This window comes from Aminobacter carboxidus, from assembly GCF_014863355.1.
Classification (GTDB): Bacteria; Pseudomonadota; Alphaproteobacteria; order Rhizobiales; family Rhizobiaceae; genus Aminobacter; species Aminobacter carboxidus.
In genome coordinates this window covers 13,463-35,277 of record NZ_JACZEP010000015.1, presented here as the reverse complement: position 1 = coordinate 35,277, position 21,815 = coordinate 13,463, and the positions used below count along the sequence as shown (strand labels likewise).

At 63.5% G+C, this 21,815-nt stretch carries 19 protein-coding genes; 11 read left to right on the top strand and 8 right to left on the bottom strand.

What is annotated here, in order from left to right; all coding sequences use genetic code 11:
* Positions 1 to 652: 652 nt before the first annotated feature.
* Both trpA and trpB read right to left on the bottom strand, forming a co-directional pair.
* Positions 653 to 1,483: a tryptophan synthase subunit alpha gene (gene trpA / locus IHE39_RS27020; RefSeq protein ID WP_192568667.1), complete on the bottom strand. Its 831-nt coding sequence runs from the start codon at positions 1,481 to 1,483 to the stop codon at positions 653 to 655.
* Positions 1,484 to 1,485: 2 nt separating this feature from the next.
* Positions 1,486 to 2,736 carry a tryptophan synthase subunit beta gene (gene trpB / locus IHE39_RS27015; protein ID WP_184768431.1) on the bottom strand — a complete coding sequence of 417 codons (1,251 nt, stop codon included), beginning with the start codon at positions 2,734 to 2,736 and terminating at the stop codon, positions 1,486 to 1,488.
* A gap of 176 nt (positions 2,737 to 2,912) precedes the next feature.
* Here trpB and IHE39_RS27010 point away from each other — a divergent pair, with 176 nt between their 5' ends.
* The 6 genes from IHE39_RS27010 to IHE39_RS26985 all read left to right on the top strand — a co-directional run bounded on the left by IHE39_RS27010 (position 2,913) and on the right by IHE39_RS26985 (position 9,719).
* Positions 2,913 to 3,920 (top strand): helix-turn-helix transcriptional regulator, encoded by a 1,008-nt coding sequence (locus IHE39_RS27010; protein ID WP_246485650.1) that lies wholly within the window; start codon positions 2,913 to 2,915, stop codon positions 3,918 to 3,920.
* Positions 3,921 to 4,039: 119 nt separating this feature from the next.
* Positions 4,040 to 5,485 carry a xylulokinase gene (locus IHE39_RS27005; protein WP_192568666.1) on the top strand — a complete coding sequence of 482 codons (1,446 nt, stop codon included), beginning with the start codon at positions 4,040 to 4,042 and terminating at the stop codon, positions 5,483 to 5,485.
* A gap of 44 nt (positions 5,486 to 5,529) precedes the next feature.
* Entirely contained in the window at positions 5,530 to 6,441 is a 912-nt protein-coding gene (locus IHE39_RS27000) for a sugar ABC transporter substrate-binding protein (RefSeq protein WP_192568665.1), read from the top strand.
* A gap of 112 nt (positions 6,442 to 6,553) precedes the next feature.
* On the top strand, positions 6,554 to 8,098 hold the full coding sequence (locus IHE39_RS26995) for a sugar ABC transporter ATP-binding protein (RefSeq protein WP_192568664.1): 1,545 nt from the start codon (positions 6,554 to 6,556) through the stop codon (positions 8,096 to 8,098).
* Positions 8,095 to 9,024 carry an ABC transporter permease gene (locus IHE39_RS26990; protein WP_192568663.1) on the top strand — a complete coding sequence of 310 codons (930 nt, stop codon included), beginning with the start codon at positions 8,095 to 8,097 and terminating at the stop codon, positions 9,022 to 9,024. The genes IHE39_RS26995 and IHE39_RS26990 overlap by 4 nt, the downstream gene beginning before the upstream one ends.
* Entirely contained in the window at positions 9,021 to 9,719 is a 699-nt protein-coding gene (locus IHE39_RS26985) for a GntR family transcriptional regulator (RefSeq protein WP_192568662.1), read from the top strand. The genes IHE39_RS26990 and IHE39_RS26985 overlap by 4 nt, the downstream gene beginning before the upstream one ends.
* Positions 9,720 to 9,769: 50 nt before the next feature.
* Here the strand turns inward: IHE39_RS26985 and IHE39_RS26980 are convergent, their stop codons facing one another.
* The 4 genes from IHE39_RS26980 to kynU form a co-directional block, all read right to left on the bottom strand.
* Complete coding sequence (locus IHE39_RS26980) at positions 9,770 to 10,816, bottom strand: amino acid ABC transporter permease (protein ID WP_184770803.1); 1,047 nt, start codon at positions 10,814 to 10,816, stop codon at positions 9,770 to 9,772.
* A complete protein-coding gene (locus IHE39_RS26975) occupies positions 10,813 to 11,964 on the bottom strand; it encodes an amino acid ABC transporter permease (protein WP_210322410.1) in 1,152 nt (383 codons plus the stop codon). The genes IHE39_RS26980 and IHE39_RS26975 overlap by 4 nt, the downstream gene beginning before the upstream one ends.
* Before the next feature lie 25 nt (positions 11,965 to 11,989).
* Positions 11,990 to 13,024, bottom strand: coding sequence for an amino acid ABC transporter substrate-binding protein (locus IHE39_RS26970; RefSeq protein ID WP_184770799.1), 1,035 nt, complete (start codon positions 13,022 to 13,024; stop codon positions 11,990 to 11,992).
* A gap of 142 nt (positions 13,025 to 13,166) precedes the next feature.
* A complete protein-coding gene (gene kynU / locus IHE39_RS26965) occupies positions 13,167 to 14,432 on the bottom strand; it encodes a kynureninase (RefSeq protein WP_192568661.1) in 1,266 nt (421 codons plus the stop codon).
* Positions 14,433 to 14,584: 152 nt separating this feature from the next.
* Between kynU and IHE39_RS26960 the strand changes: the two genes are divergently transcribed.
* From IHE39_RS26960 to IHE39_RS26940, 5 genes are all read left to right on the top strand, one after another.
* On the top strand, positions 14,585 to 15,310 hold the full coding sequence (locus IHE39_RS26960) for a GntR family transcriptional regulator (protein WP_115734446.1): 726 nt from the start codon (positions 14,585 to 14,587) through the stop codon (positions 15,308 to 15,310).
* 102 nt (positions 15,311 to 15,412) lie between these two features.
* Positions 15,413 to 17,092: an amidohydrolase gene (locus IHE39_RS26955; RefSeq protein ID WP_192568660.1), complete on the top strand. Its 1,680-nt coding sequence runs from the start codon at positions 15,413 to 15,415 to the stop codon at positions 17,090 to 17,092.
* 44 nt (positions 17,093 to 17,136) lie between these two features.
* On the top strand, positions 17,137 to 18,006 hold the full coding sequence (locus tag IHE39_RS26950) for an alpha/beta hydrolase (protein ID WP_192568659.1): 870 nt from the start codon (positions 17,137 to 17,139) through the stop codon (positions 18,004 to 18,006).
* 213 nt (positions 18,007 to 18,219) lie between these two features.
* A complete protein-coding gene (locus IHE39_RS26945) occupies positions 18,220 to 19,140 on the top strand; it encodes a dihydrodipicolinate synthase family protein (RefSeq protein ID WP_192568658.1) in 921 nt (306 codons plus the stop codon).
* Positions 19,141 to 19,268: 128 nt separating this feature from the next.
* Positions 19,269 to 19,928 carry a TetR/AcrR family transcriptional regulator gene (locus tag IHE39_RS26940; RefSeq protein ID WP_192568657.1) on the top strand — a complete coding sequence of 220 codons (660 nt, stop codon included), beginning with the start codon at positions 19,269 to 19,271 and terminating at the stop codon, positions 19,926 to 19,928.
* Positions 19,929 to 20,087: 159 nt separating this feature from the next.
* On the opposite strand, the gene IHE39_RS26935 is transcribed toward IHE39_RS26940, so the two are convergent.
* On the bottom strand, positions 20,088 to 21,101 hold the full coding sequence (locus tag IHE39_RS26935) for a GlxA family transcriptional regulator (RefSeq protein ID WP_192568656.1): 1,014 nt from the start codon (positions 21,099 to 21,101) through the stop codon (positions 20,088 to 20,090).
* On the bottom strand, positions 21,098 to 21,661 hold the full coding sequence (locus IHE39_RS26930; RefSeq protein WP_192568655.1) for a cysteine hydrolase family protein: 564 nt from the start codon (positions 21,659 to 21,661) through the stop codon (positions 21,098 to 21,100). Before IHE39_RS26930 ends, IHE39_RS26935 begins: the two co-directional genes overlap by 4 nt.
* Positions 21,662 to 21,815 lie beyond the last annotated feature (154 nt).

Genomic DNA, 21,815 nt, shown 5'->3' with positions numbered 1-21,815 from the left:
CGATGCAGATCCGAAAATCATGGCGTTGCAGACATCAAGAATCGCCGGTACCGCGCGTCTGGCGATTATCTGTCCGCATTGATACGGTCCGCCGGCAAGACCCTCTATGGCGACGGTCATGAAATCTAGGCGTAGCCGAGACCGGCTCACCGTCGAAACCCGTCAACAGGCAGCGCTACCTCGATTGCACGACCCTGACGTCAAATCTCCGCGAAGATGAGCTTGGCAGCCGATGAACAGACAGGAATTATTATGGTTCTTGCTGCTTGTGGCCACCGGGCTGGTCGTCGCATCGTTGGTCATAGCGCCCTTGCAATGACACAGGCTCCTCGTCCTCGCCAACGTGACGGCGAAAGTCTCCAGCGGGCCATTTCATATCGGGGCCTGTAGGTCCGCTGCTGAAAACCTGAGTTGCCAGGCTGCCTGTCCGTTCCCGGCCCCGATGCTGCCGACCAGCAACGCGCCGCAAGTCGGCCGTCAATTTGCACTAGGCGCCTGCCAGCCGTGCTCGCTGCAGCGGCACCAAGCTACTCCAGAGCCGCCGATTTGTTTGGCGACCTGGAATGCCTCTGCAGACGTCTACCGCTGGATTGTCCAGAAGGTTTCAAAGGGCAGCCACCGGGCCCAAACGGTAAGCCCGTATCATTCCCCATCATTCGATCCGGGGAGCTCGAGGTACCGAGCGCACGGCGTTGCCGAGATCGCTGACGAATGCGCCTACGCTGGCGGCGGCTGAACCCATCGCAACTCCTCTGGCGATGGCGTGCACGATTTCACTGCCGACGACGACACCGTCAGCGATGGCTCCAAATGTTTGCACGTCATCGGCGGACTTGATGCCGAACCCGACACAGACGGGCAATGCGGTAAAGGCTCGGATGCGCCTGACGAGTTGACGTACCTTTTGCGGATCGGGTGTAGCGAGGCCGGTAGTCCCATGGGTCGAGACGCAATAGACGAAGCCGCTCGCCTGACCCAGCTGTTGCTTGAGCCTGATATCGCTGGCATTCGACGATATCAGGCGGATGAAGTTGATGCCGGCCTTGAGTGCGGGGATGCACAGCTCGGCGTCCATCTCCGGCGGCAGGTCGACGATGATAAGGCCATCGATGCCGGAAGCGACCGCGTCGGTGAGGAAGCGGTCGACGCCGTAGATGTAGATCGGGTTGTAGTAGCCCATCATGACGATCGGCGTGTCGTTGTCGCCGGCGCGGAATTCGCGCGCCATCTCAAGTGTCCTGGCCAGTGTCTGGCCGGCCTTCAGCGCGCGCAGGCCGGCAGCCTGGATCGCCGGGCCGTCGGCCATCGGGTCGGAAAACGGCATGCCGAGCTCGATGATGTCGCTGCCGGCCTTGGGCAACGCCTTCATGATCGACAGCGAGGTCTCGTAGTCGGGGTCGCCGCCCATGAAGTAGGTCACCAGTGCGGGGCGTCCCTCGGCCTTCAGCTTCGCCATGCGGCGGTCGATGCGGGTGGTCGTCATGATCAGATCTCCATGCCCAGCATCTTGGCCACCGTATGCACGTCCTTGTCGCCGCGGCCCGACAGGTTGACGATCATCACCTTGTCCTTGCCCATCTCAGGCGCGACCTTGACCGCATGCGCAATCGCATGGGCGGATTCGAGTGCCGGGATGATGCCTTCGACCTTGGTGGTCAGCTGGAACGCCTCGAGCGCCTCGTCGTCGAGGATCGGCACATAGTCGACCCGGCCGCTGTCGCGCAGCCACGAATGCTCGGGGCCGACGCCGGGATAGTCGAGACCGGCCGAGATCGAGTGACCGTCGAGGATCTGGCCATCGTCGTTCTGCAGCAGGTAGGTGCGGTTGCCGTGCAGCACGCCGGGCTTGCCGGCGCTCATCGAAGCGCAATGCTCGATGCCGTCGAGACCACGGCCGCCGGCTTCGATGCCGACGATCTTGACGCTGCGGTCGTCGAGGAAGGGATGGAACAGGCCAATCGCATTCGAGCCGCCACCGACGGCAGCGACGATCATGTCGGGCAAACGCCCTTCCTGTTCGAGGATCTGAGCGCGCGCCTCGGTGCCGATCACCGACTGGAAGTCACGCACGAGCTCCGGGTAAGGGTGCGGGCCGGCGGCGGTGCCGATCAGATAGTAGGTGTCGTGGACGTTGGTGACCCAGTCGCGCAGCGCCTCGTTCATCGCGTCCTTCAACGTGCCGTGGCCGGCACTGACCGGGCGCACTTCGGCACCGAGCAGCTTCATGCGGAAGACGTTGGGCTTTTGCCGCTCGACGTCAGTGGCGCCCATATAGACGAAGCAGGGGAAGCCGAAGCGGGCGGCAACGGTGGCCGACGCCACGCCATGCTGGCCGGCACCTGTTTCAGCGATGATGCGGGTCTTGCCCATGCGCTTGGCAAGCAGGATCTGGCCGAGGCAGTTGTTGATCTTGTGCGAGCCGGTGTGGTTGAGGTCCTCGCGCTTGAAATAGATCTTGGCGCCGCCGCCAAGGCCCTTCGCTGCGGAAACGTCACGAAGATGGCGGGTCAGGCCTTCGGCGTAATAGAGCTTGGAGGGCCGGCCGGCATAATGGGTCGACAGGTCACTCAACTCGGCCTTGAAAGACGGATCGTTCTTGGCCTCGTCCCAGTGGCGCTGCAGGTCGAGGATCAGCGGCATCAGCGTCTCGGCGACGAAGCGGCCGCCGAAAATGCCGAACATGCCCTGTTCGTCGGGCCCGGTGCGGAAGGAATTGGGCTCAGTCGGCTGGTTCATGGCTATTCCCTGGTTTGGTGGCGCATTGTCACCTTGCGACAAGGGAACAGGTCAAACCGTATCGGTGTCCTTGCGGGGCGCTGAGAGGCCAATGATTACAGCTCGTTATGGTGAAATGAGCGGATAATGTGCTGCCCTACCTGTCCCCTCGGTGCAGATGGACAACCAGTGTCGCCATGCCTATCCTCTTTTCCAGGATGGTGCCCGACCTGACTTACGCTTCAAATCGGCTCGCCAGCGTGCCGGGCCTTTGGTTCGGCAGCGCGCCCGAAGCTGTGGCTGCCCTGTCCACGCGCTACCGTCCGCATCGGCTCTTGCTTGCCGACACCAAGGCAGGCCTTGATTTCCGTCATCACGCAATCGTCTGCGAGGGCGCTTCCCTCAACCTTCTCCGTTATGGTCCCGAACTCGTCGTCGATGCCGGTACGTTCGACACCTTCTACATGCTGGAGTTTCCGCTCAGCGGTGGCGTCGACATCCAGTATGGCGACCGACGCGTATCCTCACGTCTGGGCAGCGGTCTCGTGTTGTCGCCGGGCAGTCATATCAGGTCGACCTGGCGCGCCGACACCACGCAAGTCATGCTGCGGCTGGAGCGGAACTTCGTCGAGCAGGCCTGGCAGCGTCACACAAATGAGGCCAGGCGGCGCACGCCGATCTTCCAGGCCGAGCTCGACCTTGAGGCTTCGGCCGGCCGGCGTATCGCAAGGCTGATCGGAATGATGGTCGAAGAAAAGATCGAGGCTGGTTGTGCTGCCGCACTCTCGCCGATGCCGCTGGTGAATGCGGTACTCGCGACCTTGTTCGAACATGTTCCAGTAAAAGCGGTCGCCACCGTCGAATCCGTGGCAGCCGGGCCGGTACCGGCCTATGTCAGGGACTTTCGCAGGTTGCTGGACGCGCCTTCGTACCTGCCGTTGACAGTTGCGGAGCTGGCGGCGGAACTGGACGTCTCGACGCGAACGCTGACCACCGGCATGCGACGCTTCACGGGCTACTCTCCGCATGACTATCTGACGATGCGTCGCATGGAACATGCCCGCAAGTTGCTGGATCAGGGCGGCATTTCCATCATGCAGGTGGCAGAGCGGGTCGGTTATGCAAATGCCGGACGGTTTGCCGCATCCTTCCGCGCCTATTGCGGCGTCAATCCATCACGGTTGTGCGAACACGACAGCCGTTGATCCGTACATTTGCGGAAGCAGCTGTCCGTTCTGGGAAGCAAAACGGCTCCTGACCTCAGGACCTCGTTGACAAGCCGCCTGTCTAAGCCTGCACCTGACGCAAGGGATGGAGGTGCAGATTGGGCGACAATACGCTTTTGGTGGTGGACGTGGGTTCGTCGGCGTTGAAAGCCGTGCTGTTTAGCGCGCGCGGGCAGATGATCGCATCGGCAGCCCGGCCGATCGCGACGCGCTCCACCGCCGAGGGATTGCATGAGCAGGACCCCGACGATTGGTGGTCTGCGCTGCGTGCCGCGGTAGGGCAGCTTGCCGACAGCCATTCGATTTCTGCCATCGCATTTTCCGGCTCGATGCAGAATCTCATCGCCTTGCGCAGCGACGGCAGTCCAACTGGCCCGGCAGTGCTTTATTCCGACCGCCGCTTCGAAGGAAGCGAGATCGATCGGCTCAGCGCGCGGCTGCCTGCGGACTATGCGCAACGAACCGGAAACCGGCTCGACCCGGCTCATACGATCCTCAAGCTGATGGCGCGCCAGCGCTTTGCGCCGCATGCGGCCAACCAGCCCGTGTTGTGGACCTTCGGCGCCAAGGATGCACTGACGTTCCGGCTGACAGGCAATGCCGTCATCGATGCGACGACGGCATCGACCACCGGGCTGATGAACTTCGCGCAGCGCTCCTGGGATGCCGATCTGCTTGCCGTGGCGGGTGTCGACGAAATCGCGCTGCCGCGGATTCAGCCGGCAGACACCGTCGTCGGCCATGTGACGCCGGCAGCGGCCGGGCAGACAGGGCTGCCGGTCGGCATCCCGGTGTTCAACGGATCGGGCGATGCCGGTGCAGCGACATGGGGCGCCTCAGCCGATACCCCAGGCATGGCATATTGCTACCTCGGCACGACCGGATGGGTCGCAACCACACTCGACCATGCGCAAGCGGCACCGCCGCGCGACACCTATTCGCTGGCGGACGCGATGCGGCCGGACCGGGTGATCATCATCTCGCCGTTCCTGACCGCGGGATCCGCCCTCGACTGGCTGGCAAGGACGACAGGCCGGCCGATCGAACAACTGCTCGACGATACTGCGCTCGCCAGCCCGGGCGCTGCCCTGTTTTTGCCCTATCTCGGCGGCGAGCGCGCCCCGTTTGAAGACAGCCAGGTGCGCGGAGCCTTGCTCGGGCTTAGCCACACGAGCAATGCAGGTGAGCTTGCTCTTGCAGTGATGGAGGGTGTTGCGTTTGCCGTGCGGCACAATCTGGAGGCTGCCGGTTTGCCGCGCACGACCTTGACGGTGATCGGCGGCGCGGCCCGTCACGCCCAGCAGCGGCAAATTCTCGCTGATGCCCTTGGTCGCGACATCGCCATACCCGGTGACAGCGAAACCATGACGGCAATGGGTGTCCTGAGGATGGTCGCCGCTTCCGCCGGCATCACGCTTTGCCCCGCCGCGCCGGCAACGGTCATAAAACCGAGGTCCGAACGCGCAGCCTGCCACGAGCAACGATACGCCGCCTATCTCGCCGCGTCTTTATTCGCGCGGCAACTGTCGCACTCTTTGGCCTGAACCCGACACATCTTTTAGAGCGCTCAATCGACAAGGAGGAAGTCATGAGAACGCTTACGACACTACTGGCCGCCGGCATCTTTCAGTTCGCAGCATCCGCGCATGCGGAAGACATAGCGGTGCTGACGCCATATCTCAGTTCGGTCGCCACCAACGAAATGATCGAGACCTTCAAGACAGAGTCGGCCGCAAAGGGTTGGACGGTCAATGTCGTCGACACCCGCGGCGACTTCCAGCAATTGGCAAGCCGTGTCGAGGATGTCGCCAATGCCGGGGTAAAGGCCATCGTCCTGGTCAGCGTCGATCCCAACCAGATCGGCGACCAGGTTGCCGCTGCCGCCGACAAAGGCATCCCGGTTATCGTCCTGGACGGCGCGCTGGCAAAGGGCGTCGCAATCAACATCACGACCGACAATTTCGCGCTCGGCAGCCTGCTCTCGGATTATCTGTTCAAGGCTATGGGCGACAAGGGCAACATCGTGAAGTTCTTCCACTCGGCGCATCCCGGTGTGCGCCAGCGTGAGCTGGCGCTCGACAAGGCACTCGGCGAACATCCCGGCATCAAGGTGATCGCCGAACATTATGTGCAGGTTCCCGGCCCGATCGACAACGCTCGCCAGGCCATGGAGACTTTTGTCCGCCAGTATGGCGACGAGATCAACGGCGTGTGGGCGGCCTGGGACGAGCCGGCGATCGGTGCCTTGCTGGCCATCCAGAGCGACAAGCCCGATTCCAAGGCCCTGATCGCGGGCATCGACGGCAACCCGCAGGCAATCGACCTGATCAAGCAATGCAGCAATCTGGTGGCCACGGTGCGGCAGGACTTCCCCGGCATTGCCAGGACGGCAGTGAAGGAGATTGCAGCCGTGATCGAAGGCAAGAAGCCGGAGAAATCCGAAATCTTCGTCAGCGCCAATGTGATCGACCGAGCCAGCCTCGGTGTGAGCTGCAACTAGAGCAATTCCAGGAAAAGTGCGTAGCGGTTTTCCGTCCGGAATTGCGCAAAACAAGGGGATAGAGCGACTCCGCGATTCGAAGAAAAGCGGAAATGCTCTAGCAGGCGGCATCATGCTGGAAGTCGAGGGGGTGACAAAACGGTTCGGCGGGGTGGTGGCGCTCGACGGTGTCTCGCTGCGCGCTGCCGCAGGACGGGTCCATGCCCTGCTCGGCGAAAATGGCGCTGGAAAGTCGACGCTGCTCAAATGCCTTTCGGGCGTCCATCGGCCGGATGGCGGCGGCATGGCGCTCTCAGGCCAGGGCTTTGCCCCGGCGAACCCGACCGAGTCCGAACAGGCGGGCCTCCGCTTCGTGCACCAGGAGCTGAACCTGGTGCCGGGCTTCACCGCCTATGAGAACGCTTTTGTCGGCCGTCCCTATCCGCGCCGCGGTGGCGTGATTGACTGGGCGACGATGCGGTCCCGCTTCAAGGCGGTGCGGGATCGGCATGGCCTCGACCTCGACATCGACGTTCCGGTGGCGCGTCTGTCTGTCGCCAAGTGCCAGATCGTCGAGATCCTGCGTGCCCTGATGGACGAGGCCCGAGTGCTCGTCCTCGACGAGCCGACCGCATCGCTGAGTGAAAGGGAAGCCGCGACCCTGCATGGCATCATCCGGCAGCTGGCGAGCCACGGCTGCGTGGTGATCCTCGTATCGCACCGCCTCGACGAGGTGTTTGCCATTGCTGACGACTACACCGTCCTGCGCAATGGCTGCACGGTCGGCTCCGGCCAGGTCTGCGACATCGACCGCTCTGGTGTCGTTGCATTGATGGCCGGCGGCGCATTCGACCTGGAGCGTGTCGCTGCGCCGGCGGCGGCCGGCGCGCCCTTGCTGCACCCGCCTTTGCTGCACCCGCCTTTGCTGCACCCGCCTTTGCTGCAATTGTCCGGCTTCAGCCCGTCGCCTGTGCGCGACGGGCTCGACCTGAGTGTCCACGCCGGCGAGATCGTCGGTCTTTACGGCGTGGTCGGCAGCGGCCGTTCCAGCCTGCTGAAATCGATCTGGGGCGCAAATCCGCTTGCACGAGGCGGGCTGACGCTCGACCGCAAGCAACTGCCCCCCGCCGGCATCTCCAGGCGCATCCGCGAAGGTGTCGCTTATGTGCCGGAAGACCGCCGCGGTCGCGGGCTGGTCATGCAGCACTCCATCCTCGACAATGTGCTGCTGCCCCGCCTGCCGCTTTACCGTGCGATGCGTCGCTTGCCCGTCGTTTCCTGGCAACTGGCGCGGCGTGGCGTGCGAAAGCTCCTTGGCGACCGCAGCGTCAAATACGGCCGGCTTGGCGATCGCATCTCGACCCTGTCCGGCGGCAATCAGCAGAAGATCATGATCGGACGTTGGGTCGGGCCCTCCTGCCGCCTGTTTCTGCTCGACGAGCCTACCCGTGGTGTCGACGTGCGATCGAAGGCCGAGATCCATGCTTTATGCCGTCGGCTCGCCGGTGAAGGAACGGCAGTGCTGTTCGTCACCAGCGACATCGAGGAACTCGTCATGCTGGCACAGCGGATCCTGGTGATGGCGCATGGGCGCATCACGCTCGATGCGGCCAATCGCGATCTGTCGCGCCAGGATATCGTCCATGCCGCTTTCGAAACGACAAAGGAGCTGACATGACCCTGGTTTCGCGCTTCGGCACGCTTCTGGGGCTTGGCGTAATCGTCGCCGTGTTCTCCGTGCTGTCCCCACACGGCTTTGCGCAGGGCTCGAACCTGATCAACATCACCCAGCAGATGTCCTTGCTGGCAATTGTCGCCCTTGGCGCTGCGTTCGTGATGTCGTTGTCGGAATTCGACCTTTCGATCGGCGCGGTCGTGTCCATGGCCGGTATCGTTTCCGTCACCCTGTTCGGATCGGGCTGGGGCATCCTTGCCACCGTCATCATAACGCTCGGCGCAGGCTTTGCGGTGGGCTGCATCAGCGGCTTCTTCGTTGCGATCTGGCGCGTTCCGAGCTTCATCATGACGCTCGCCATGGGGACGATCGTCGGGGGCATGACGTTCTGGGTGAGCGGCGGCGCCACGCTGTTCAGCAACATACCCGTTGGCTTCCGCGACATCGGCCGCGGCTATGTCGGCGGCATTCCGGTGCTGACGCTGTGGGCGGTGGCAGGCACGCTGTTTGTCGCCTTCATCCTCGATTGGACCGAGCTTGGAAGGCGCATCCTTGCCATTGGCGGCAACCGCGAGGCCGCACGCCTCGCAGGCGTCGGCGTGGTCCCGGCGACGGTCTGGGCTTTTGGTCTTTGCACGCTCATGGCCGCGTTGGCGGGCCTGCTGCTGACGGCCAGGCTTGGCAGCGCCCACCCGACTGGCGGAAACGGCTTTCTGCTCCAGGCCTATGCCGCCGCCTATCTCGGCATGACCGCCTTTCGTGACGGGCAGCCAAACGCCGCGGGCACGCTGTTGGGCGCAGCGATCATCGCGGTTGTCGCCAACGGCCTGACCATTCTCGGCGTCCCCAATTACCTGCAGGACATTTTCACCGGCCTGATCATCATTGCCTCGGTGATGGTCCGCAATTTTGGGAGAGCAGCGGATTGAGTGCCACGCATTTCGCGTATGATCGCGTCGCGCAGTCACTCGCAACCGAGCTGACGGACAGCCTGTGGCGCGCCGGCGACGAACTGCCGTCGGAGATGGACCTCGCAGCCCATTTCAATGTCACCCGCCGCACTATCCGCAAGGCTCTGGCCATCGTCGAAAAAGATGGCCTGATCACAAAAGGCAAGGGGCGGCGAACTCGTTTTCGCGGCAAGACCATCGACTGGTCACACGACATGGTGACAGGCCTTCCAGCAGCGGCGCGACGAGCAGGCCTCAGATTGTCGACACGGGTCTTGGAGATCGGCGAGGTGCCGGCCGGGCTCAGCGAGGCGCGCGCGCTTGGTCTGCCGCTTGGTGCCCCAGTCACCGAACTCTGGCGGCTGAGGCTTCTCGACGGCAAGGCCATGGTCCAGCAGCGGTCGGTGCTGCCAGTCGATATACTGGCGTCGATCGCGCCGGCTGACCTTGTCAGGCATTCGCTCTACGATCTGGTTCGTCGCGTCAGCGATGTCGGTCAGCTGTTCGTCACCGAGGAGCATTTTTCGCCGTCTGAGGCGAGTGCAAGAGAAGCCAGCTTCGCCATCGTCGAGGAGAGCCGGCCGGTGATGCGTGTGACGCGCATCGTGGCATGCGCGAAAAGACCGGCCGAATACTCCAATTCGATCCTGCTTGGACCGCTCTTTCGCTTTTGACGCCTGCCAGGCCAAGGGCGCGCCAAGCTGCGAAACGGAGCTCGAAGTCGCTAGCTTCGATCATGCTGCAGCCTTCGTTCCAGAGACCGGCTGTAGCGCGAAATGAAAAAACAGAACGCGACATAGATCAGGGCGACGAAGATGTAGCCCTCGAGCGCGAAGCTGCGCCATTGTGGGTCGCCCAGCGCCTGCTTGGTGGCAAGCAGAAGGTCGGTGAGACCGACGATGCCGACAAGCGAAGTGTCCTTGAACAGGCCGATGAACAGGTTGGCGATTGCCGGGATGGCATGGCGCAGCGCCTGCGGCACGACGACGAGCAGCGACGTTTGCCAGTAGGTCAGGCCGAGCGCTTCGGCTGCCTGTTCCTGGCCTTCGGGAACGGCCTGGAGGCCGCCGCGAATGGCTTCTGCGAGATAGGCGGCGCTGAACAGCGTTATGGCGGCCAGCGCGCGCAACAAGGCGTCGACCTGGACCTTGCCGGGCAGGAACAGCGGAATCATGAACGAGGCCATGAAAAGCACGGTGACGAGCGGGACGCCGCGCACCATCTCGATGAAGGCGACGCAGATCGACTTGACGACGCGCAGGCGAGAACGCCGGCCAAGCGCCAGCACGACGGCGAGCGGGAATGCGCCGACCATGCCACTGAGCGCGAGGAAGACGGTCAGCGGCAGGCCACCCCACAGGTCGGTGGGTACATATTCGAGGCCAAGCGCGCCGCCACGCATGAGCACGATGATGGCGGTGACGCCGATGGCCCAGCCGGCGACGACGGTGCGCCAGCCAAAGCGCAGCGAGCAACTGGCAAGCACCAGCATGATGGCGAGTGCCAAGGCAGCGAGCGGGCGCCATTGCTCGGCATAGGGGTAGCGGCCAAACAGGATCAGCCGATATTTTTCGTGGACGAACGACCAGCAGGCACCGCCATTGGCGCGGCAGACATCGGGAGCGGCGGCGACCCATGTCGCATCGATGAAGGCCCAGCGCAGCAGCGGCGGGACATAGATGACGAATGCGGCGACCATGGCCAGCGTCAGCAGCGAGTTGCCGACGGAGCCGAACAGGCGCTGGCGCAGTTTCGGAACGGCTGCGCTCATTTCATCCCCACCAGCGCGACACGCGCATTGTACCAGTTCATGAACGCCGAGATCGACAGGCTCATGGTCAGGTAGACCGCCATCAGGATGGCGATGACCTCGATGGCCTGGCCGGTCTGGTTGATGATCGTATTGCCGATCGACATCAGGTCGGGATAGCCGATGGCGATGGCCAGCGAGGTGTTCTTGGCCAGGTTGAGATACTGGCTGGCGAGCGGCGGCACGGCGACCTTGAGCGCCTGCGGCATGATCACCAGGCGCAGCGTGTGGGCGCGGCTGAGGCCGAGCGAGGCTGCAGCCTCCGACTGGCTGCGGCTGACCGACATGATGCCGGCGCGCAGGATTTCGGCGATGAAGGCAGAGTTGTAGAGCGACAGGCCAATCAGCAGCGCGGTCAACTCAGGCGTGACCAGTCCGCCGCCGGAAAAGCCGAAGCGTGTCGGCTCCGGCACGTCGAAAGGCGTTGAGGCGGCGAGGAACAGCAGCGCGGCTATCGCTGGGCCGAGCAGCAGCACGGCGCGCGGCCACAGCAAGGCGGGCGCACCGGTCAGGTCGGCGCGGCGGCGCGACCAGGCGACATAGGCAAGGGCGGCAGCGGCACCGGCGATCAACGCGCCAAAGACAAGGCCCGCGCCGGAATGCAGGATGGGAAAATGCAGGCCGCTTTTGGCGAGATACAGTCCCGGCAGAAGCTGCGGCGCAGCGGATGCGGCCGGCAGCATCTGGGTCAGCACCGCATACCAGACATAAAGCTGGAGCAGCAGCGGCACATTGCGGACGAGCTCGACATAGGTGGTGGCCAGCGGCTTGACGAGCGGATTGCGCGACAGCGAGGCAACACCGACGATGGTGCCGACGATGGTCGACAAGACGATGCCGAGGATAGCCACGACCAGCGTGTTGAGCAGGCCGACGAGCAGAGCCTTGGCGAAGGTGGAGCTGGCGCTGTAGGCAATGAAACTCTGGCCGATTTCAAAGCCGGAGGCCTGCCAGAGGAAGCCGAAGCCGGTGCGGATCGAACGCTCTTCGAGATTGCCGATCAGGTTGATGGCAAGGAATGCGATGATGCCCGCGACGAGCGCGAGCACCATGGCCTGGGTGGCGACAGCGCGAAAGGCCGGATCGCTCCAGCCTCCCGCCAAACGCATAAAATGAGATGCGCCGGTCATCGGCTCATCGCACGGGCAGGGCGTACATCTGGCCGCCCTGCGTCCACAGGGCGTTGGCGTTGCGCTCCATGCGCAGCGGCGTCTTCGGGCCGACATTGCGTTCGAAGATCTCGCCGTAGTTGCCGCCACGCTTGATGGCGCGATAGGCCCAGCCGGCGTCGAGACCGAGCTTTTCGCCCATGTCGCCGGAGGTGCCGAGCAGGCGCTGGATGGTCGGGTCCTGGCTGTCCTTCATCTGATCGACATTGGCCTGGGTGATGCCCTTCTCCTCGGCCTCGATCAGCGCCATCAGCGTCCACTTGGCAACCGTGTACCATTCGAGGTCGTTGCGGCCGACGACGGGACCGAGCGGTTCCTTGGAGATCATTTCGGGCAGGATTACCCATTCGTCGGGGTTGGGCGCGTCTGACGCGCGAACCGACGACAGGTAGGACATGTCGGCGGAGAACGCCTGGCAGCGGCCGGAGAAGAAGGCGGCGCGCGCCTCGTTCTGGGATTCGAAGACGACAGGGGTGAACTTTTTGCCGTTGGCACGGAAGTAGTCGGCGAGGTTGAGCTCGCTGGTGGTGCCGGTGGCGGTGCAGATGGAGGCGCCGTCGAGGTCGAGCGCGCCCTTGAGGTCAAGCGACTTAGGCACCAGGAAGCCCTGGCCGTCATAGAAATAGACCCCGGCATAGAGCAGGCCGAGCGAAGCGTCGCGGGTCAGCGTCCAGGTGGCGACGGTTGTCAGCATGTCGACTTCACCCGATTGCAGGGCGGTGAAGCGCTGCTGGGGGCTGAGCGGCACGAACTTTTCCTTGGCGGCGTCGCCAAGCACCGCCGCCGAGACGGCGCGACAGAAATCGGTGGTCAGGCCGGTCCACTGGCCCGAGCTGTCGGCGATCGAGAAGCCGCCGATGCCGGTGGAAACACCGCAAACGACTTCACCGCGCTGGCGGATGGCGTCGATGGTGGCGCCTGCCTGTGCCGGCGCGCTTGCGCCGGCAGCAGCCGCCAGAAGCATGGCAGCAGCCAGCCCGTTGTTGAGCAGGTTGTTCATTGGATTTCCCTCCCTTGGTACTCCGGCTTGCCCTTGGTCACTGTGGCCAAGGGTTGCGGAGAGTTGCCGCCGCCCCCCTTGGACGGCGTGCTCCGGTTCGACCGGTATGAGACGGCGCGCTTCGACCGGGCGCGCCGGACTTTCAGGTGACGGCGCGGCGCCTGTTGAAGCGCTCTTCGCGCCAGCTGCCCGATGTCATCACGTCGTTGAAGGCATCGGCGGCGCGGTAGACGTCGGCGAAGCTGAGATAGGCCGGCGCGAAGCCGAAACGCATCATGTCGGGCGCGCGGAAATCGCCGACGATGCCGCGCGCCATCAGTGCCTGTACGACCGCGTAGCCATTTTCGAAGGTGATCGAGACCTGGCTGCCGCGGATGGCGTGGTCGCGGGGGGTGACCAGTGTGGCGCCGTGGTCGCGACAGGTTTGCTCGACCAGGTCGATGAACAGGTCCGACATCGCCAGGCTCTTGGCGCGAATGTCGGCCATGGCGACGTCCTCGATGGCGGCAAGACCGGTATTGAGCGCGCGCAGCGACAGGATCGGCTGGGTGCCGCACAACAGACGCCGCGCGCCATTGTCCGGGCGATAGCCGACCTCGAAGGCAAACGGCGCGGCATGGCCCCACCAGCCCGAAAGCGGCTGGCGCAGCGTCGCCTGGTGGCGTTTGGCGGCATAGATGAAGGCAGGCGCACCAGGACCGCAGTTCAGGTACTTGTAGGTGCAGCCGATGGCCAGATCGACATCGCAGGCGTCAAGCTCAACGGCGATGACACCGGCGCTGTGGCAAAGATCCCAGATCGCAATGGCGCCGGCGGCGTGGATGCGGCTGGTGAGGGCGGCCATGTCGCGCAGTTCGCCGGACTTGTAGTCGACATGGTTGACCAGGACGACGGCGGTGCGCTCGTCGATCAGCTCCTCGATGTTGTCGGCATCGACGCCTTCAAGCAGGAGCTTGATATCAGGGCGGCCGGCGACGACGCCTTCGGCGACATAGAGATCGGTCGGGAAGCTGCCGGCCTCCGCCACGATGGTGGTGCGGCCCGGGCGCAGCGACAGGCCAGCGTGGAGCGCCTTGTACACGTTGATCGAAACCGAGTCGCAGGCAACGGTCTGTCCTGCTGCTGCACCGACCAGCGCGCCGATGCGGTCGCCCAGCGTGTCGACAAGCGAGAACCAGTCGGCATCGTTCCAGCTCTGGACGAGACCTTCGGCCCATTCCTTGCGCACGGCAGCCTCGATGTCGTCGAAAGCGGCCACGGGCGCTGGTCCGAGCGAATTGCCGGCGAGATAGACCTTGCCCTGCGGAAGATGGAAGCGCGCCTGCAAATGGCGCAGCGGGTCGGCCGCGTCGCGCTGCTCGATCTCAAGCGGCACACTTGCCACCTTCACGGATACTGCCTGGTTCATCGTGCCTCTGCTGTCGTCGCCATGGGCTTCGTATATGCGAAACCTATCGGCTTCGATCATTCTTCTGATTATCGAAGCTGTCAACAGATATATATAATTCGACTTCCGCTGCGGTGTTATATATAACCATCCAGATTATATGAGGGGGACGCATGGACGAGACCGAGGTCGGCACCAAGACGGAATTCGCGTATCGCACCTTGCGCCAGGAGATTCTGGAAACCCGACTGATGCCGGGCACGCCGCTGAAGCTCGGCGCGATGCGAGACGCCTACGGCATTGGCTGGACGCCGCTGCGCGAGGCGCTGTCGCGGCTGGAGGCCGAATATCTTGTCATCTCGAGCGCCAACAAGGGCTACACCGTCGCGCCGGTCTCGCTGGAAGAGCTGACCGATCTGACCAATGCACGCCGGCTGATCGAACTGCCCATGCTGGCGGACTCCATCGCCAATGGCGATGAGGCGTGGGAGACAGCGCTGGTGGCGGCGCATTTCCGCCTGTCGCGGTGCAAGCCCCCGGTCGAGAATCCGCAAGAGCAGGTCATCAGCGACTGGAAGGAGCGTCACGAAGCGTTTCACCTGGCACTGCTTTCGGCAAGCAAGTCGCAATGGCTGATGCGGTTCTACATGCAGATCAAGGATCAACTGCGCCGGCATCATCGCATTCTGGCAATCACGCCCGGCCTTGCTGCGTCGAAAGGGCCGGAATGGCGCGAAAGCACCACCTACCAGGCGCTGCGCGATGCGCTGGCGCTCGAGCCGCATACCGAGTTGATGAACGCGGCGCTCGATCACGATATCGACCGCGCAGTCTCCTTGCTCGGCGCCCATATCGAGCTGACCAAGCAGGTCTACGTGGCGGTCGATTTCACCGGCTGATCCCGATGCCGGCAGTTGGCTGAAACCTTGGCGTGCGCGTCTTTTGTCGCGCCCGAAACCGACACTGTGACGACAACAAGCATACATTCTTCGAGGACGCCCATGGCCACCGCTTCTTCCAATTGCAGCCCGACGCTTGTGCTGCTCAACGGCAGGGTCGTCGCTGACGACGGCATTCACGCTGCTGTGGCGATTGCCGGTCAGCGCATTGCCGCACTTGGCACATCGGCTGAAATTGCAGCGCTGGCAACGACTGATACCGAGATCATCGATCTGGCCGGACGAACCGTCGTTGCCGGATTTGTCGACGGCCACGCCCATATGGATCGCGAAGGCCTCAAGAGCACGCTGCCGTCGCTTTCGGGGTGCCGGTCGATCGAGGACATCGTCGACAAGATCGCCGCAATAGCCGCTACCAAAAAGCCGGGCGAGTGGATTGTGACCATGCCGATCGGCGAGCCGCCAAGCTATGAGGATGTGCTGTCGGGCATTGCCGAAGGCCGCTTTCCCGATCGCTGGGATCTCGATCGCGCGGCCCCCGACAATCCGGTCTATATCCGCTCGATCTGGGGCTATTGGCGCTCGACCTTGCCGCTGGTCTCGATCGCCAACAGCGCCGCGCTCAAGCTGGCCGGCATCGACGCGGCGACAGTTGCGCCGACCGGTTCGATCGAGATCTGCCGCGACGATGCGACCGGCGAGCCGAACGGCATTTTCATCGAGACCAACAAGATGCCTGTCGTCGAGCTGTCGCTGATGCGGCAGGCGCCGCATTTCAGCCCGGCCGAGCGCGTGACGGCACTCGCTGCCTCGATGCAGGCCTATAACCGCGCCGGCACGACGAGCGTGTTCGAGGGGCACGGTGTCGCCTCGGAGGTGCTCGACGCTTATCGCGATGTTCGGGCGACGGGCCGGCAGACCGTGCGCGCCGCGATGATCTTCAGCCCGGCATGGGGTTCGACCTCACCGGAAGACTGCCGTGCACTGCTGAAATCATGGGGCCATTGGCTGGCCGGCCGTGGCCTTGGCGACCAGTGGCTCGCCATGTCCGCCCTGTATGGCGAGATCGACAATTCGGTCGAGCGCGAGCTGCGCAGCGCGGCCTTCCCGCAGACCGGTTGGGCCGGCTTTCACTACAATTCGTCGTTGCCGCGCGACGCGCTGAAGACGGTCCTTGTCGAGGCGGCGCGCAATGGCATCCGCGCCGTCGGCATCCTGCCGAACATGCTCGACCTGTTTGCCGAGGTCGACGATATCGCACCGATCTCCGGTCAGCGATGGGTGCTCGGCCACATCGTCAGCCTGACGCCGGACCAGGTCAAGCAGGTCGCCGGCCTCGGCCTCGCCGTCACCACCCATCTCAGCGCCTATCTCTACAAGCGCGGCAGCGAACTGGTCGAAAAACTGGGGCGCGAGCGCGCCGGCGAGATCGTGCCTTTGCGCGCGCTGCGCGATGCCGGGGTGCCGATCTCGTTTGGCAGCGATAACGTCCCGCTCAGCCTGTTTCATTCCATCGCGCATGCCGTCAACCGCCGCGACCGGCTAGGCGCGCTGATCGCGCCCGAGCAGGCGCTGACGCGCGAAGAAGCGCTTGAATGCGCAGCCCTTGGCGGTGCGGCACTAACCTTCGAGGAGGCGGAAAAGGGCAGCATCACGGTTGGCAAACTGGCCGATCTTGCCGTGTTGTCGGCCGATCCGCTGAGCTGTGCCGCCGAGATGGTTTCGCAGATCGGCTCGGAATTGACGGTGGTCGACGGCCGCATCGTCCACCGCCAACTGTGAGCCGGCCAGCCGCCTGATAGAGCCAGCAGTCCCGAAAGCCCGCCATGAACAAGCAGAACGCCGAACATGTCTTTCTCGACTACGATCAGGAACGGCTCGACCTGAACTACAACCAGAGCGCCTGGGCGGCCAACGCCAGCGAGATCATTGCCTGGTATCGTGCGGCGAGCCTGGCCGCGCATCAGCGACTGGGGTGCCGGAGCCTCACTTACGGCTGCGGCGGGTTCGACCGGATCGACCTGTTTTGTGCCAATGAGCCGGGCGCGCCGCTGGTGGTCTATGTCCATGGCGGCGCATGGCGAACGCTCGACCGCCTCGACAGCGCCTTCGCTGCCGAGGCTTTCGTGGCCGCCGGGGTGAATTTCGCGGTGCTCGACTTCGCCAGCATTCCCGACGCGCGCCTGCCCGATATGGTGCGGCAGGTTCAGCGCGGTATCGGCTGGCTGTCGGATCACGCGGCCGAGCTTGGCTGTGATGCCAACCAGCTGCTGGCCATCGGTCATTCGTCTGGTGCTCATCTCGTCGCATCTGCCCTGACTGCCGAAACGGATAGCCAGATTGCGCCCGGCATGGTGAAGGCCGCGATGTGTGCCAGCGGGTCCTATGATCTGGAAGGGGCGATGCTGAGCGCGCGTGGGGCCTATTTGAAGCTGAGCAATGAGGAGGTGCACATGTTCAGCCCGATGCGCCATCTCAAGCGCATCAGCTGCCCGCTTGCCGTCGCCTATGGTGAGGCCGAAACTGACGAATACTGCCGGCAGGCAAGAGCGCTGCATGCCGGCCTGGTTGAAGCCGGCAAGCCAGCTGACTTGCTCCTCGTCCAGGGCCAGAATCATTTCGAGGTCAGTCAGACATTGGCCGATCGGGATGGCATACTCTTTCGCGAGGCGATGAAGCTTTTGTCCAATCTCTGACGCCCTGGAGCAGCCGCATCATGGCGAACGCCGTTTAAGCTTCGTCATGTCATGCAACCTTGCGTCACAGCCCAAACGACTGGTGATGGGCGAGCGCGACGTGCCCGTGCCATTGACAATGCGTCCTCAAGATTCAAACATACGTTTGAAACAAGCATTTCAAATGGGCGTTCACCTCGGCTTGGCTGGGTGTCCCGGACACTGGAGGCTGTCGTGCATAAAAAACCAGATGGGTCGTTCGTGGCGCTGATCACGCCGATGAACGCCGACGGCTCGGTAGATCTGGCCGGGTTTGGCAGCCTGCTCGATTTTCACCGGCAAAACCACACAAAGGCGATCCTGATCATGGGTTCGACCGGGGAGGTCTCGATGCTGACCCCCGAAGAGCGGCGCATGATCATCACCGAAACGGCAAAGATGCCGCGCGGCGACATGCTCCTCTACTTCGGCTGCACGGGATCCAACACCCAGGGCACGATCGATTTGGTGCGCTATGCCAAGAACCAAGGCGGCGACGGCGCCATCATTGCAGCGCCTTCCTACATCTGCGCCGACAATGAATCGATCGTCGAGTATGTTCTGGAGGTCTGCGATGCGGTCGACTTCCCGATCGGCTTTTACAACAATCCTCCGCGCGTCAAGACGGACCTGCACTGGACCGACATCCAGCGCATCTCTGCCCATCCGAACATGGTCGTGCTCAAGGAATCGACCACGCGCGTCGGCCAGGTAGCCCAGGTCTGCCGTGCCGATCTCGACATCTCGGTCATGTGCTGCTGCTCGCCGAATCTCGGCTTGGTGATCCCGACCATGGCGCTGGGCGGCCATGGCACCGCCAACATGACTGGCAACATCATCCCGCGCGAGATGGCGATCATCTCCAAGCCATGGGTTTCAGGCGAAGACGCATTCGCCTGCCGCTCGGCCTGGCTGCGCAACTTGCCGATGCTGCATTTTGCCTATGCAGCCGTTAATCCGGTTTCGATGAAGTCGCTGATGGCAGCGGTCGGCCTGCCGGCGGGACCGCTGCGCAAGCCGCTCCGGGCCGCTGATCCCAGCTTGCTTGAAGACGGCATCCGTATCGTGCGCGAACTCGAGCTCGACAGGGCCTACGGCTACCGGCTGGCGCGCTGACTGGTGGCCACGGCTGCGTACTTCCAGATCGAAACGCGGCACCGGTGGCCGAGGCTCCGCGGGTACATATCCTCAGATTTGACGCCGATGAGAGCAGCACGCAAACCGGCTTTCGGCTATGAGGTGGTATGGACGCAGCTGAAGACAGAACCGGCCGGCACGACGATCGCGACACGCGTCGTGCATTGCTGCATGCGGCGACCTTCGTGTTCGCCGATCGTGGGTTCGATGCGGCCACGCTGCGGGAAGTCACCCGGGCGGCGGGGGCGAACATTGCGGCGGTCAATTATCACTTCCGCTCCAAAGACGAATTGCTGCGCCTGACGCTCGAGCAATGCCTCGGCCCGCTGAACGCAGCGCGCCTGGGGGCAATGAAGGCATGTGAGGGCGACCCGCAGCCAACCCTGCGCACCGTGCTCCGCGCGATCGTGGCACCGCTTGTCGAGCTCAGCCTCGACGAGCGCGGGGGGCGCGCGGCGATCCGCCTGATGCTGCAAACCAAGGCTTTGCCGCGAGCCTTGACCAATGAAATCTTCGCCGAGCAGTTCGACGAACTCCATCGCTTATCCCGCCGAATGCTGCAGCGGGCGGCGCCTGAGCTCGGTGAGGCGCAGATCGCGCTGCGCTATGAATATATCCGCGGCGCCATCTTGCACATCGTTGCTGACCTCGATCCGAATGCCCGTCGCATGCCCGGGCTCGAGGATATCCAGGATCACGTCAGCAACAGCGCCCTGATAGACGACATCATCAGCTTCTGTGAGACCGGCTTTTCCACGAGCGACTGATCCGATCAGCCACATGACAACAGATGGGCTGCGCATGCCGCGCCGGCGGTCGCATGCAAAGGATCTGATTGTCTTCTCGCATGGCTGAGATGGCGAGGTCTGGAATGCGCGCCCAAAACAGTGCCATTGGCAGGACTGCCGATTGCATGCCGCGGAGGCTCAGCTTTTGCGCAGGTGAGGTGGATAGGCGACCTCCCGCCGAAGGGCACTCGGCGGGGTCGCATTGAACCGTCCCCAGGCGCGACGCAACTGCCGGCTCGAGCTGTAGCCGACGCGCTCTGCAACCCGCTCCATGTCGAGCCTCGTCTCGTTCAGAAGCTGCTGGGCCAGTGCGACGCGCAGCCGGTTGAGATAACTGGGGATGCTCATGCCGGTTTGATCGTTGAACAGTCGGCTGAGGTGCCTGGGGCTGGTTATGGCGATGTCGGCCAATGCTGTAAGCGACCAGTCTCGCGCCGGATCGGCCGTTATTGCATCTTGTACCCGATGGATGGCCGCGTGGATGTGGTTCCTGCCTTCCAGCCATGGCGAAAGCTGTGGGTCAGTTCCGAGGCGGCGGAAATAGACGACGAGCGACTTTGCCACGGCGGCGGAGACCGCCTGGTTGGTGAGCCGGCCGATGATATGCAGCATCAGATCGATACCGGCGGTGATGCCGGCGCTGGTATAGCGTTCGCCATCCTCGACATAGAGCCGGTTCTCCAGCACCTTGGCCAAAGGCGCGATCCGGGCGAGACGTTCGCAGTCGGTGAAATGCGTGGTGCATTTGACCCCGTCAAGCAGCCCCGCTCGCCCCGCCAGGAGAGCACCCGAGCAGATCGACACGAGCAAAATGCCTGGCTTCAAGCTGCGCCGCAGCCACTGGACCAGTTCGTCGGAGCCTTCATCGGCTGCCTCGAACGGCTGGCCCGCGTCCATCGGCTCGTCGGTGTCACCTGCAAGCACGACCATCGCACCTGGCTCGATGGTCTCGGGCAGTGGCGAGATGCCGGTGACACGCAGCCCGATCGAGGTCGTAACCTCTGGCAATGCGCCGACATAGGTGACGTCGAACTGCACGTCGGGCTGCAGCCGATTGGCATAGCGCAGGGCCTCCATTGGCCCCGCGACATCGAGCAGCAAGGTCCGCGCCGGCAGTACCACATAGGTCGGAACCCGACGCGGCACTGTCATGCCGCGGCAGCCATCGTCTCGCCGGCCAGAGCTTCGGCAATCGTGCAGACGCGGGCGAAGCGTCCATCGAGCACGGCTGCCGTGCGGGCCTTGATCTCTTCGGCCGTCCAGGTCTTTCCGGCCGCATCGGTCAGCGGCATTGTATGGGTCGCCTCGGTAACGTAGTCGACCTGCCAGCCGAGATCCGACCCATGGCGGGTGGTCGTCTCACAGCACTGTTCGCTGCGAATGCCTGAAATGACGAGGCGACGGATGCCGTTCTCGATCAGGTAGACTTCAAGCGGCGAGCCGACGAAGGCGGAATGCCTGAACTTGAAGAACTCGAGGTCGGGCTTGTCGAGCTTGAGTTCCGCAAGCGGCCTGACGAAACCCGAGGCGAGAGAGAAGATGCCTTCTGGCTCGGCATGGAACACGCGCACGATCTTCCAGCCCTTTTGAATTGCACCATCGATAAGCGCCTGCTGGTTCCTGAGATAGGTCGGGCTATCCACCTCCGCCCAGTTGGCGCGTTGACGGAAACTTTCCTGGGCATCGATGACAAGTAGCGCGGTATCGGTCATTTCTGGACACTCCGTGAGCCATGGTGTGCCGCAATCCTAGACCTTGTGTCGGGGGACTCCAGCCATTCACCGGACAAAGACCGGACAAAAAAGGACAACATGGATGATAATCAGATCACACTGGTTGTCAGTGACCGATGCAGCTTCCGCACTG